12 protein-coding genes are annotated in these 13,346 nt (G+C 51.4%); 10 read left to right on the plus strand and 2 right to left on the minus strand.

The window, feature by feature from the left end; all coding sequences use genetic code 11:
- Positions 1 to 182: 182 nt before the first annotated feature.
- The 6 genes from adiA to pmrB all read left to right on the plus strand — a co-directional run bounded on the left by adiA (position 183) and on the right by pmrB (position 8,508).
- Entirely contained in the window at positions 183 to 2,450 is a 2,268-nt protein-coding gene (adiA, locus tag LCS67_RS20480; RefSeq protein ID WP_001542850.1) for an arginine decarboxylase, read from the plus strand.
- 297 nt (positions 2,451 to 2,747) lie between these two features.
- Entirely contained in the window at positions 2,748 to 3,509 is a 762-nt protein-coding gene (locus tag LCS67_RS20485) for an AraC family transcriptional regulator (protein WP_001217074.1), read from the plus strand.
- Between the two features lie 139 nt (positions 3,510 to 3,648).
- The gene (adiC, locus tag LCS67_RS20490) at positions 3,649 to 4,986 is read left to right on the plus strand and encodes an arginine/agmatine antiporter (protein WP_000093130.1); all 1,338 of its coding nucleotides are present in this window, start codon (positions 3,649 to 3,651) and stop codon (positions 4,984 to 4,986) included.
- A 133-nt stretch (positions 4,987 to 5,119) separates the two neighbouring features.
- Positions 5,120 to 6,763, plus strand: coding sequence for a phosphoethanolamine transferase EptA (gene eptA, locus LCS67_RS20495; protein ID WP_000919296.1), 1,644 nt, complete (start codon positions 5,120 to 5,122; stop codon positions 6,761 to 6,763).
- Complete coding sequence (gene pmrA, locus LCS67_RS20500; protein WP_000697899.1) at positions 6,760 to 7,428, plus strand: two-component system response regulator PmrA; 669 nt, start codon at positions 6,760 to 6,762, stop codon at positions 7,426 to 7,428. The genes eptA and pmrA overlap by 4 nt, the downstream gene beginning before the upstream one ends.
- Positions 7,429 to 7,437: 9 nt before the next feature.
- The gene (gene pmrB, locus LCS67_RS20505) at positions 7,438 to 8,508 is read left to right on the plus strand and encodes a two-component system sensor histidine kinase PmrB (RefSeq protein WP_001212189.1); all 1,071 of its coding nucleotides are present in this window, start codon (positions 7,438 to 7,440) and stop codon (positions 8,506 to 8,508) included.
- A gap of 7 nt (positions 8,509 to 8,515) precedes the next feature.
- Here the strand turns inward: pmrB and pmrR are convergent, their stop codons facing one another.
- The gene (gene pmrR / locus LCS67_RS20510) at positions 8,516 to 8,605 is read right to left on the minus strand and encodes an LpxT activity modulator PmrR (RefSeq protein WP_000844399.1); all 90 of its coding nucleotides are present in this window, start codon (positions 8,603 to 8,605) and stop codon (positions 8,516 to 8,518) included.
- A 69-nt stretch (positions 8,606 to 8,674) separates the two neighbouring features.
- Positions 8,675 to 10,177 (minus strand): glycine betaine/L-proline transporter ProP, encoded by a 1,503-nt coding sequence (proP, locus tag LCS67_RS20515; protein ID WP_000919710.1) that lies wholly within the window; start codon positions 10,175 to 10,177, stop codon positions 8,675 to 8,677.
- Between the two features lie 467 nt (positions 10,178 to 10,644).
- On the opposite strand from proP, the gene LCS67_RS20520 reads away from it, so the two are divergent.
- The 4 genes from LCS67_RS20520 (at position 10,645) to lpxO (ending at position 13,295) form a co-directional block, all read left to right on the plus strand.
- A complete protein-coding gene (locus LCS67_RS20520) occupies positions 10,645 to 10,980 on the plus strand; it encodes a zinc ribbon domain-containing protein YjdM (protein ID WP_000056482.1) in 336 nt (111 codons plus the stop codon).
- Positions 10,981 to 11,099: 119 nt separating this feature from the next.
- Positions 11,100 to 11,543, plus strand: coding sequence for a VOC family metalloprotein YjdN (yjdN, locus tag LCS67_RS20525; RefSeq protein WP_001131298.1), 444 nt, complete (start codon positions 11,100 to 11,102; stop codon positions 11,541 to 11,543).
- Between the two features lie 151 nt (positions 11,544 to 11,694).
- Positions 11,695 to 12,129 (plus strand): aminoalkylphosphonate N-acetyltransferase, encoded by a 435-nt coding sequence (phnO, locus tag LCS67_RS20530; protein WP_001527229.1) that lies wholly within the window; start codon positions 11,695 to 11,697, stop codon positions 12,127 to 12,129.
- Between the two features lie 257 nt (positions 12,130 to 12,386).
- Entirely contained in the window at positions 12,387 to 13,295 is a 909-nt protein-coding gene (gene lpxO, locus LCS67_RS20535) for a lipid A hydroxylase LpxO (RefSeq protein WP_000457033.1), read from the plus strand.
- The last annotated feature ends 51 nt before the right edge of the window (positions 13,296 to 13,346 follow it).

The raw sequence follows: 13,346 nt of genomic DNA on the forward strand, positions 1-13,346 counted from the left end.
CAGGTGAAATCGCTCGATATCAATAATTAACCCATTGTTTATTAAACAATAATATCAATAACTGACCATTATTCCATCACTTTACACCCCCTATTTGACGGGGTAATACTTGCCCACGTCACATTCATACGGCGGGTCGGCAAGGCGTAAATTGCACGGCCTCCACAACCGGGTAAAAGATGATGAAAGTATTAATTGTTGAAAGTGAGTTTCTGCATCAGGACACCTGGGTTGGCAACGCGGTTGAGCGTCTGGCGGATGCCTTGAGCCAACAAAATGTTACCGTCATTAAATCGACATCCTTCGATGACGGCTATGCCATCTTGTCCGCGAACGAAGCCATTGACTGTCTGATGTTTAGCTACCAAATGGAACAACCGGATGAGCACCTGAGCGTCAGGCAATTGATCGGTAAGCTTCACGAGCGTCAGCAAAACGTGCCCGTTTTCCTGTTAGGCGACAGGGAAAAAGCGACGGCATCGCTGGACCGCGACCTGCTGGAGCTTGTCGATGAATTCGCCTGGATTCTGGAAGACACCGCTGACTTTATCGCCGGACGCGCTGTTGCCGCCATGACCCGGTATCGCCAGCAACTGTTACCGCCGCTGTTTAACGCGTTGATGAAATACAGCGACATTCATGAATATTCATGGGCGGCGCCGGGACACCAGGGCGGCGTCGGTTTCACTAAAACGCCTGCCGGTCGCTTTTATCACGATTATTATGGCGAAAACCTGTTCCGCAGCGATATGGGGATTGAGCGTACCACGCTCGGTTCACTCCTCGACCATACCGGCGCGTTTGGCGAAAGCGAGAAAAACGCCGCCCGCGTATTCGGTGCTGACCGCTCCTGGTCCGTGGTTGTCGGGACCTCCGGTTCTAACCGTACTATTATGCAGGCCTGTATGACGGATAATGATGTCGTTGTACTGGATCGTAACTGCCATAAATCCATCGAGCAGGGGCTGATCCTCACTGGGGCCAAACCGGTATATATGGTGCCAAGCCGTAACCGTTACGGCATTATCGGGCCAATCTACCCGCAGGAAATGCAGCCTGAAACCTTGCAGAAAAAAATCAGCGCCAGCCCGCTGACCAAAACCAAAGCCGGACAGAAACCGTCTTACAGCGTGGTGACCAACTGTACCTATGACGGCGTATGCTATAACGCCAAAGAGGCGCAGGATCTGCTGGCAAAAACCAGCGATCGCATTCACTTCGACGAAGCATGGTACGGCTATGCGCGCTTCAACCCGATTTATTGCGATCACTACGCGATGCGCGGCGAGCCAGGCGACCATAACGGTCCGACCGTGTTTGCCACCCACTCCACGCACAAATTATTGAATGCGCTTTCACAAGCTTCCTACATTCATGTCCGTGAAGGCCGTGGCGCGGTGAATTTCTCCCGCTTCAACCAAGCATATATGATGCATGCCACCACCTCTCCGTTATATGCCATCTGCGCATCCAACGATGTGGCGGTATCGATGATGGACGGTAACAGCGGCCTGTCCCTGACTCAAGAGGTGATTGACGAAGCGGTTGATTTCCGTCAGGCGATGGCGCGTCTTTATAAAGAGTTTACCGATGAAGGCGACTGGTTCTTTAAACCGTGGAATAAAGACGTCGTCACCGATCCACAAACCGGTAAAACGTATGACTTCGCCGACGCGCCGGCAAAACTGCTGGCCACCGACCAGAACTGCTGGGTCATGCGCCCCGGAGAAACCTGGCACGGCTTTAAAGACCTGCCGGATAACTGGAGTATGCTGGACCCGATTAAAGTCAGTATTCTGGCGCCGGGTATGGGCGACGATGGCGAACTGGAAGCATCCGGCGTACCTGCTGCGCTGGTCACAGCATGGCTTGGCCGCCACGGTATCGTGCCGACCCGCACCACCGACTTTCAGATTATGTTCCTGTTCTCCATGGGGGTAACTCGCGGGAAATGGGGAACGCTGATCAACACGCTGTGCTCCTTCAAACATCATTACGACGCGAATACGCCGCTGGCGCAGGTGATGCCGGAACTGGTGCAGGATTATCCTGACACTTACGCGAACATGGGTATTCATGACCTGGGCGATAAAATGTTTGCCTGGCTACGTGAAAATAACCCGGGCGCCCGTCTCAACGCCGCCTATTCCACCCTGCCGGTTGCGGAGATTACCCCGCGCGACGCCTACAACGCGATTGTGAACAACAATATTGAAATGGTGGCGATTGAAAATCTACCGGGTCGCATCGCGGCGAACTCCGTTATTCCTTACCCGCCAGGCATCCCGATGCTGCTCTCCGGCGAAAACTTTGGCGATGAAAACAGTCCGCAGGTGGGTTACTTACGCTCACTGCAATCCTGGGATCATCACTTCCCTGGCTTTGAGCATGAAACCGAAGGCACGGAAATTATTGATGGCGTATATCACGTTATGTGCGTGAAAGCCTAATCACAAAGAGTCTTTTTTTTGAGGATGGCATGTATTCCCTGAGTATTGCTGCAAAACAATAATACTGTCATACCTTTTTGCGCGGGCCCCATCCCGCGCTTTTTTTATACAAAAATGACAAGTTGCCACTCGCGTACAACTTTTTGTACACCCTAATTCATCGTACAAATATTGTAATATTATTCAGGAAAGTTATTTTAGTGCAGTTTCAATTCATCACACAATTGACTCAGTCCCCGTTATCTCTCCCGTTTGGCGAGATCCGGTATTTTATGTTCATATTCCAGGAGTTCGGGTATGAGGATTTGCAGCAACGAACCTTGCATAGTGTTATTAACCGAAAAAGATACATGGTTACGAGTAAATGGTAAGGAGCCAATCAGTTTAAAAGCGAATCATATGGCCATTCTGGCTTGTGAAAATAACGTTATTGACATTTCATCATTAAATAGCGTGCTAGTAATACAAGTGAGTCGCAATAATATTAAAGACTATTTACAATTCCTGAATAAAGATCTCTCACACCTTCCCGTCTGGCAACGCAACGCCGATCCCTTATTGACCGCCAACTGTCTGACGCCGGATATCTTCAGGGTCGCCGCCCGCTACAGCGCGATGGAAGCACCGGATGAAATTGTTAGTGAACGTACCCGTGCGCTCCTTTTCACCGTTTTATCCCGCTTTCTTGACCACAAAAAATTTATTTCTTTGTTAATGCACATGCTGCGCAGCCGCATCAGTGACAGCGTTTACCACATCATTCAGAGCGATATTCATAAAGACTGGAATCTGAGCGCCGTTGCCAGCTGCCTGTGCCTGAGTCCAAGCTTGTTAAAGAAAAAGCTCAAAAACGAGAATACCAGTTATAGCCAAATAATCACGACCTGCCGAATGCGTTATGCCGTAAACCAATTATTAATGGACGGAAAGAATATCTCTCAAGTCTCACAGCTGTGTGGGTATAACAGCACATCGTACTTTATTTCCGTGTTTAAAGAGTTTTATGGTATGACCCCCCTGCATTATGTTAGCCAACATCGGGAACGATCGGCTGCCTAATTTTTCTACACTCAACGATAAGACACGATAATAACAGCATTGGCGATAACCCGTCTCCGACATAATTCAGCGGCATTCTGAGGGGGTATGATACGACGTAATTTATCGTAACGAAGTCACCTTTTCAGGAGTCCAAATTATGTCTTCGGATGCTGATGCTCACAAAGTGGGCCTAATCCCCGTCACCTTAATGGTATCGGGGAATATTATGGGTTCAGGGGTATTCTTACTCCCTGCCAACCTGGCGGCCACTGGCGGGATTGCAATCTACGGATGGCTGGTCACTATCATCGGCGCCCTGGCGCTGTCGATGGTTTATGCCAAAATGTCGTCCTTAGATCCCAGTCCCGGCGGTTCCTATGCCTACGCACGTCGCTGCTTCGGGCCGTTTTTGGGCTATCAAACGAACGTGCTGTACTGGCTGGCATGCTGGATCGGTAATATCGCGATGGTCGTTATCGGCGTCGGCTATCTGAGCTATTTCTTCCCGATTCTGAAAGATCCGCTGGTATTAACGCTTACCTGCGTCGCGGTGCTGTGGATTTTTGTTCTGCTGAACATCGTCGGGCCGAAAATGATTACCCGCGTACAGGCCGTCGCCACCGTACTGGCGCTGGTGCCTATCGTAGGGATTGCGGTCTTCGGCTGGTTCTGGTTTAAAGGCGAAACCTATATGGCGGCCTGGAACGTGAGCGGCATGAATACCTTCGGCGCGATTCAAAGCACGTTGAACGTTACGCTGTGGTCATTCATCGGGGTAGAAAGCGCCTCCGTTGCGGCCGGTGTGGTCAAAAACCCGAAACGCAACGTGCCTATCGCCACCATCGGCGGGGTACTGATCGCCGCCGTCTGCTATGTACTCTCCACAACGGCGATTATGGGGATGATCCCCAACGCAGCGCTGCGTGTGTCGGCATCGCCTTTCGGTGACGCGGCGCGTATGGCGCTGGGCGATACCGCAGGGGCTATTGTTTCCTTCTGTGCGGCAGCGGGTTGCCTGGGCTCTCTCGGCGGCTGGACGCTGCTTGCCGGTCAAACCGCAAAAGCGGCGGCGGACGATGGTCTCTTCCCGCCAATCTTCGCACGGGTTAATAAAGCCGGTACGCCAGTGGCTGGGTTGCTTATCGTCGGCGTGCTGATGACTATCTTCCAGTTCAGCAGTATGTCGCCGAACGCCGCGAAAGAGTTTGGTCTGGTCTCCTCCGTGTCGGTTATCTTCACCCTGGTGCCTTATCTTTACACCTGTGCCGCGCTGTTGCTATTGGGCCACGGTCACTTTGGTAAAGCGCGCCCGCTGTATCTGCTGATTACCTTCGTCGCGTTTGTGTATTGCATCTGGGCGGTCATCGGTTCCGGCGCCAAAGAAGTGATGTGGTCGTTCGTCACGTTGATGGTGATCACCGCGCTGTATGCGTTGAATTACAACCGCATTCACAAAAACCCGTATCCGCTGGATGCGCCGGTTAAACAGGATTGACCACGTGTAGTTAATGTTATCGCAACAGGCCGGATAGCGCAGGTTATCCGGCCGCCACCAACATTAAGTTCTTAAGGTTCACTTAATTTTTCTTTGTCACGATTAGCGTCACCGAATCGATGGACGCATCAACATGTTAAAGCGCTTTCTTAAAAGACCTGTTCTTGGGCAAATCGCCTGGCTTCTGCTTTTTTCCTTTTATATTGCCGTCTGCCTGAACATTGCGTTCTACAAGCAGGTACTACAAGACCTACCGTTAAACTCGCTACGCAATGTGCTGGTGTTTATTTCCATGCCGGTCGTCGCGTTTAGCGTGGTCAATAGTGTGCTGACGCTGGCCTCATTTATTTGGCTAAACCGACTGCTGGCCTGCGTTTTTATTCTGGTCGGCGCTGCCGCGCAGTATTTTATTTTGACTTACGGCATCATCATCGATCGTTCCATGATCGCCAATATGATGGATACCACGCCTGCGGAAACCTTTGCGCTGATGACGCCGCAAATGGTGCTGACGCTGGGATTAAGCGGCGTTCTGGCCGTCGTGATTGCCTTCTGGGTCAAAATCCGCCCGGCGACGCCGCGCTTACGTAGCGGGCTTTACCGCCTGGCCAGCGTCCTGATCTCTATTTTATTAGTTATTCTGGTCGCCGCCTTTTTCTACAAAGATTACGCCTCGCTATTTCGAAATAATAAACAGTTGATCAAAGCGTTAAGCCCATCGAACAGTATTGTCGCCAGTTGGTCATGGTATTCGCATCAACGGCTGGCGAATTTGCCGCTGGTACGCATTGGCGAGGATGCCCATCGCAATCCATTAATGCTGAAAGGCGATCGCAAAAACCTGACGATTCTTATCGTTGGCGAAACCTCGCGCGGCGATGATTTCTCTCTTGGCGGCTATCCGCGCGACACCAATCCGCGGCTGGCGAAAGACGATGTGATCTATTTCCCGCATACCACCTCTTGCGGTACGGCGACCGCGATCTCCGTTCCCTGCATGTTTTCTGATATGCCGCGCAAACATTATGACGAAGAGCTGGCGCATCACCAGGAAGGGCTGCTGGATATTATCCAGCGCGCGGGGATTAACGTACTGTGGAATGATAATGACGGCGGCTGTAAAGGCGCATGCGATCGCGTTCCGCATCAAAATGTCACCGAGCTAAACCTGCCCGGACAATGTATCGACGGCGAGTGCTACGATGAGGTGTTATTTCACGGTCTGGAAGACTATATCGACCATTTGAAAGGCGATGGCGTTATTGTACTGCATACCATCGGCAGCCACGGCCCAACCTATTACAACCGTTATCCACCGCAGTTTAAAAAATTTACCCCAACCTGTGACACTAACGAAATTCAGAACTGTTCCCAACAGCAGTTGATCAACACCTATGATAATACCGTGCTGTACGTGGACTATATTGTAGATAAAGCCATTAATCTGCTGAAATCTCATCAGGATAAATTCACAACCAGCCTGGTCTATCTTTCCGATCACGGCGAATCATTGGGTGAAAATGGCGTTTATTTACACGGTCTGCCGTATTCTATTGCGCCGGATACGCAAAAACATGTCCCGATGCTCATTTGGCTTTCTAAAGATTATCAACAGCGTTATCAGGTGGATCAGGCCTGCCTGCAAAAACGGGCGAGCACGCTGGATTATTCACAGGACAATCTTTTCTCAACCATGCTGGGATTAACCGGCGTACAAACGACGTATTACCAGGCCGCAGATGATATTCTGCAACCGTGCAGGAGACTAAGCGAATGAAGATACTGATTGTTGAAGACGACACGCTATTATTACAGGGGTTAATACTCGCCGCGCAAACCGAAGGCTATGCGTGTGATGGCGTTTCGACAGCGCGTGCCGCCGAGCATAGTCTGGAGTCTGGTCATTACAGTCTGATGGTGCTGGATTTAGGGCTTCCCGATGAGGATGGCCTGCATTTCCTGACGCGAATCCGACAGAAAAAATATACCCTCCCGGTACTCATTCTGACCGCCCGCGATACGCTCAATGACCGCATTACCGGGCTGGATGTCGGCGCAGATGATTATCTGGTAAAACCCTTCGCCCTGGAGGAATTGCACGCCCGCATCCGCGCGCTGCTGCGCCGCCATAATAATCAGGGTGAAAGTGAACTGACGGTTGGCAATCTGACGCTCAATATAGGTCGCCATCAGGCATGGAGGGATGGACAGGAACTGACCCTGACGCCTAAGGAGTACGCGCTGCTCTCACGGTTGATGCTCAAGGCAGGCAGTCCGGTGCACCGGGAAATTCTTTATAACGATATCTACAACTGGGATAACGAACCCTCGACCAACACTCTGGAAGTGCATATACATAATTTGCGCGACAAAGTCGGCAAGTCGCGCATTCGCACGGTTCGCGGGTTTGGCTACATGCTGGTTGCCACTGAGGAAAGCTAAGTGAGCCTGATGCGTTTTCAGCGAAGAGCGATGACCCTTCGCCAGCGTTTAATGCTGACAATTGGTCTTATTCTGCTGGTGTTCCAGTTAATCAGTACCTTCTGGTTATGGCATGAAAGCACTGAGCAAATTCAATTGTTCGAGCAGGCGCTGCGGGATAATCGCAACAACGATCGCCATATCATGCACGAAATTCGCGAGGCGGTCGCCAGCCTGATCGTCCCCGGCGTATTTATGGTTAGCCTGACTCTGCTAATTTGTTACCAGGCGGTACGGCGTATTACCCGTCCGCTCGCCGAACTGCAAAAAGAGCTGGAAGCACGGACGGCGGATAATCTGGCGCCGATCGCCATTCACAGCTCCACGCTTGAGATTGAGTCCGTCGTCTCGGCGATCAATCAACTGGTTACGCGTTTGACCACCACGCTCGACAATGAACGCCTTTTTACCGCCGATGTGGCGCATGAGCTACGCACGCCGCTGTCGGGGGTGCGTTTGCATCTGGAATTATTGTCAAAAACCCACAATGTTGATGTCGCGCCGCTTATCGCCCGTCTTGACCAGATGATGGATAGCGTCTCCCAGCTTCTGCAACTGGCGCGCGTGGGCCAGTCATTCTCTTCCGGGAATTATCAGGAAGTAAAACTGCTGGAAGATGTGATCCTCCCCTCCTACGATGAGCTGAACACCATGCTGGAAACGCGTCAGCAAACTCTGTTGCTGCCGGAAAGCGCGGCGGACGTGGTGGTGCGCGGTGACGCGACGTTACTGCGTATGCTGCTGCGAAATCTGGTGGAAAACGCGCATCGCTATAGCCCTGAAGGAACCCATATCACTATCCACATTAGCGCCGACCCCGACGCTATTATGGCGGTCGAAGACGAGGGGCCGGGTATTGATGAAAGCAAATGCGGGAAGCTAAGCGAAGCGTTCGTGCGGATGGACAGCCGTTATGGCGGAATTGGCCTGGGGCTGAGTATCGTCAGCCGCATCACCCAGCTACATCAGGGACAGTTTTTCCTGCAAAACCGTACAGAAAGAACAGGCACCCGTGCCTGGGTGCTGTTGAAAAAGGCATAACAGGCGTTTAATACGTCGTGACCCACACATAGATAAAACTGCTGACAATCAGCACACTACACAGGGTCGTCAAACTTTTATAAATATAGCTTTTCATGACGCTCTCCTCCAAAGGTATGGAGGAGAGTATGCCCACGAGAGATTAAGCGAACCTTAAGCGCGAAATTTATTCATCGATGCGCGGATGTTGCTGTACCAGACGCGAACGTTTGACCTGCAGCTCCGCGATTTCCTGATCGATGTCGTCGATTTTCTGCTCAATATTATCGTAATGCTCGCCCAGAATTTCCTTCGCTTCCTGGATGTCCGACGCCGCTGGCGTTGCGCCTTTTAACGGACGATTGGCCGTCTCTTTCATGGAAATACCGGTAATCAAGCCTATCACCGCGATGACCATCAAATAATACGCCGGCATCATCAGATCCTGCGAGCTTTCCACCAGCCAGGCCGCCAGCGTTGGCGTCAAACCGGCAATCAATACAGAGATATTAAAAGCCGCCGCCAGCGCGCTGTAACGAATATGCGTCGGAAACATCGCCGGCAATGTCGAGGCCATCACCCCGGTAAAGCAGTTCAGAATCACCGCCAGCATCAACAAACCGGCAAAAATCAGGCCAATAACGTTACTGTTAATCAGGATGAAGGCCGGGATCGCCAGCGCGAACAGCGCAATGCTGCCCATAATCACAAATGGACGTCGACCGAAACGGTCGCTCAGCAGCCCCATCACCGGCTGCACAAACAGCATCCCGATCATAATGGCGATGATAATCAACACGCCGTGATCTTCAGAATAGTGCAGGTTATGCGACAGGTAGCTCGGCATGTAGGTGAGCAGCATGTAGTAGGTCACGTTGGTGGCAATCACCAGACCGATACATGACAACAGGCTCCGCCAGTGTTTGGTGGCAATCTCTTTAAAGGAGACTTTCGGCCCATCCTGCAACCCTTCGCGGTCGCCCTGCTCCAGTTTATCCACGTGCTGCTGAAACGCTGGCGTCTCCTCCAGCGCATGGCGTAAGTAGAGACCAATAATTCCCAATGGCAGAGCGATAAAGAACGGAATACGCCAGCCCCACTCCAGGAAATTCTCCTCGCCGACAATCGTTGAGATTAAGACCACCACGCCCGCGCCCAGCACGAACCCGGCGATGGAACCAAAATCCAGCCAGCTTCCCATAAATCCGCGTTTACGATCCGGCGAATATTCCGCGACAAAGATCGACGCGCCGGTATATTCCCCGCCAACCGAGAAGCCCTGCGCCATTTTACACAGCAACAACAGTATTGGCGCCCAGATACCGATCGTCGCGTAAGAGGGGATTAACCCGATACAGAAGGTACTGATCGACATAATCACAATCGTGATCGCCAGGATCTTCTGGCGCCCGTATTTATCGCCGAGCATACCAAAGAATAACCCGCCGAGCGGACGAATCAGGAAGGGAACGGAAAACGTGGCCAGCGCGGCAATCATCTGGACGCTGGGATCGGCACCGGGGAAAAAGACTTTACCCAACGCGTAGGCAACAAATCCATAAACACCAAAATCAAACCACTCCATCGCGTTGCCCAGCGAGGCGGCGGTAATCGCTTTGCGAAGTTTACCATCATCAATGATGGTCACATCGCCCAGTGTAATCGGTTTTATTTTTTTCCTTTTCAGCATAGCTGTCCTCATAGGCTAAGCCCTGTAGCGCTATATACGGCGGGCACTGGCATACCGCGCCAGCGTCGCCGTCGAGCGGAGGGAGGGGCGCGAACGCTCTCCCTCATACAAGCGTAGCAGGTTTACTTACACTGTCCGGTTACGGACTGTACAACCGAACCTGTTGACGCCTGAATGGGCAGTTAATGACCTTTTTACCCTAACAGGGTTTAAATATGTGATCAACTTCACACATATATGTCAATTCGGTCAAAAGGTGTAAATAAGGACGCCCTAATGCGCTGTGGTGACAGTAAAAAAGCGGTTATTTGAGTGTAAACCATTGCTGACTGGCGTGGCGCAGTCCCTTTTATAAAAGCGGCAATAGTCCCGACAACGCTAAGGATTTTGTGTATAATTGCGGCCTTTTTCGGCGATCTGCCATTTTTGGGCGCGTTTGCCCCCGCTGACTTTTTGAGGATACCAACATGTCATTACCCCACTGCCCGCAATGTAACTCCGAATATACCTACGAAGATAACGGCATGTTCATCTGCCCGGAATGCGCTCACGAATGGAACGATGCGGAACCCGCTCAGGAGAGCGATGAGCTGATTGTCAAAGACGCCAACGGCAACCTGCTGGCGGACGGCGATAGCGTCACCATCGTGAAAGATCTGAAAGTAAAAGGCAGCTCTTCCATGCTGAAAATCGGCACCAAAGTGAAGAATATTCGTCTGGTTGAAGGCGACCATAACATCGACTGCAAAATCGATGGTTTTGGCCCGATGAAACTGAAATCCGAGTTCGTGAAAAAGAACTGATTTACCGTGTCATTGCCCGGTAGCGCCTCGCTTACCGGGCCTGAGCGGCCCTGCCACCGACAATATTGTGCCAATTTCGAACTACACTTAACGAGCATCTCTTACCTGAGGTAACCATCATGCCGTTAAGTCCCTATCTCTCTTTTGCCGGCAACTGTGCCGACGCCATCGCGTATTATCAACAAACGTTAGGCGCAGAACTGCTTTATAAACTCAGCTTCGGTGAAATGCCCCCCTCGGCGGCGGATAACGAAGAGGGCTGCCCGTCAGGAATACGCTTTCCCGATACTGCTATCGCCCACGCCAACATGCGCATTGCCGGCAGCGATATCATGATGAGTGATGCCAGCGCGTCGGGAACGGCGCATTATTCCGGCTTTACGCTGGTGCTTGATACCCAGGATGTAGCAGAAGGGAAGCGCTGGTTTGATAACCTTGCCGCACAAGGGCAAATCGAAATGGACTGGCAGGAGACCTTCTGGGCGCAGGGTTTCGGCAAGGTCAGCGATCGTTTCGGTGTGCCGTGGATGATTAACGTGGTTAAACATCAGCCTGCCACCTAACTCCCCGGGAGGCTCGCCCTCCCCCTTGCCATCAGAGTGATCTTTGGCTGCACGTTATCCGCCGTTTAACTGTCATAGAATAAATAATGACGGTAGTTTGCTACAGTCTGCCGAAAGATGGTTGATCCTGATGAAGCATCGGGAGGACATTATGCCAGTCTGTGAATTACGCCACGCGACAACAGAGGATACCGATTCTGTTTACGCGCTTATCTGTGAGTTACTTAAAGATGAGCTTGATTATCAGGCTTTCAGGGATGGGTTCGCCGCTAATTTACTGGACCCCAACTTTCATTATCGTTTAGCGCTGCGCAACGGAGAGGTAGTCGGCATGATCAGCCTGCATATGCAGTTTCATCTCCATCATGCCAACTGGATTGGCGAAATTCAGGAGCTGGTGGTATTACCGCAGATGCGGGGACAAAAAGTTGGCAGTCAGCTTCTGGCCTGGGCAGAAGAAGAAGCACGTCAGGCGGGCGCCGAGCTAACGGAGCTTTCCACAAATATTAAGCGCCGCGATGCACACCGTTTTTATCTTCGCGAAGGTTACAAGCAAAGTCATTTCCGGTTTACGAAAGCATTGTGATCTGGCAGCCGTCATCGGGAGATAAGACATAACGTAATCAACCGTCACCGGGTGAAGTAGCGGAGCCATCTTAATTCTACTGTCGGCAAGCCTGGATAAAGATTAAACGGGCTGACTCGCTTCTTTAACAAAAATGGCCCTTTTAAGTTGTAGAAATGTAAATTTATTGTCAACGAACTACACTTTTCTCTTTGGCATCACCGGGAGGGTTGCCTGAAAATCCCGGGATGAGGTTTTCTTAGAAGGACAGTGACGTTATGTTCGCAGCAATCATTATCGGTATTTTTATTATCAGCGTCATTTATGCGCATTCACGCGGGGTGGAAAAACAAAAACTTTCCCGTCAACTCTTTGACCACTCGACGTTTATGGCGCCGATCAATATGTTCATGACTCGCTTCTCAACGTTACCGGCAAAGCAGCCGTACTTTGATACCACGGCATTTCCAGAGCTGCAGAAGCTGACGGAAAACTGGCAGGTGATTCGTGAAGAGGCGCTACGGCTTCAGCATCACATAAAAGCCGCGCAGGCCAATAACGACGCCGGATTCAACACCTTTTTCAAGCGCGGCTGGAAACGGTTTTACCTTAAATGGTATTCCGATGCCCACCCGTCGGCGGAAACGTTATGCCCGATAACGACAAAGCTGGTCAACAGCGTCCCCTCTATTAAAGCGGCGATGTTCGCCGAGTTGCCTCCCGGAGCCTATCTGGGAAAACATCGCGACCCCTATGCCGGTTCAGTACGTTACCATCTTGGATTAAGCACACCGAATGACGACCGCTGTTTTATTGAAGTTGATCGACAGCGCCATAGCTGGCGCGACGGCGAAGCCGTCATCTTCGACGAAACCTACGTTCATTGGGCGGAAAATAAAACTGAGCAGACACGTATTATCCTCTTTTGCGATATTGAGCGCCCAATGAAATGGCGCTGGGCGCAGAGCGTAAACCATTGGGTCGGCGCATCGTTGATGTCCGCCGCCAGTTCGCCAAACGACGAGAACGATCGCACCGGTGCGATTAATCGCATCTTTAAATACGTTCACGCAGCACGCGATGCCGGGCAACGGCTGAAAAAGAAAAACCGCACTCTCTATTACGCGCTGAAATATCTCGTTATTGCCGCTATTTTTGCCGCGATAATCCTTTTCAGCCTCCTCTGAAGCCGGGCCGCGGTATGGAACTGCCTGCCGCGGCCCGTTCTATCCTGGCGT

Origin of the sequence: Salmonella sp. A7 (genome assembly GCF_020181675.1) — a bacterium.
Classification (GTDB): Bacteria; Pseudomonadota; Gammaproteobacteria; order Enterobacterales; family Enterobacteriaceae; genus Salmonella; species Salmonella enterica.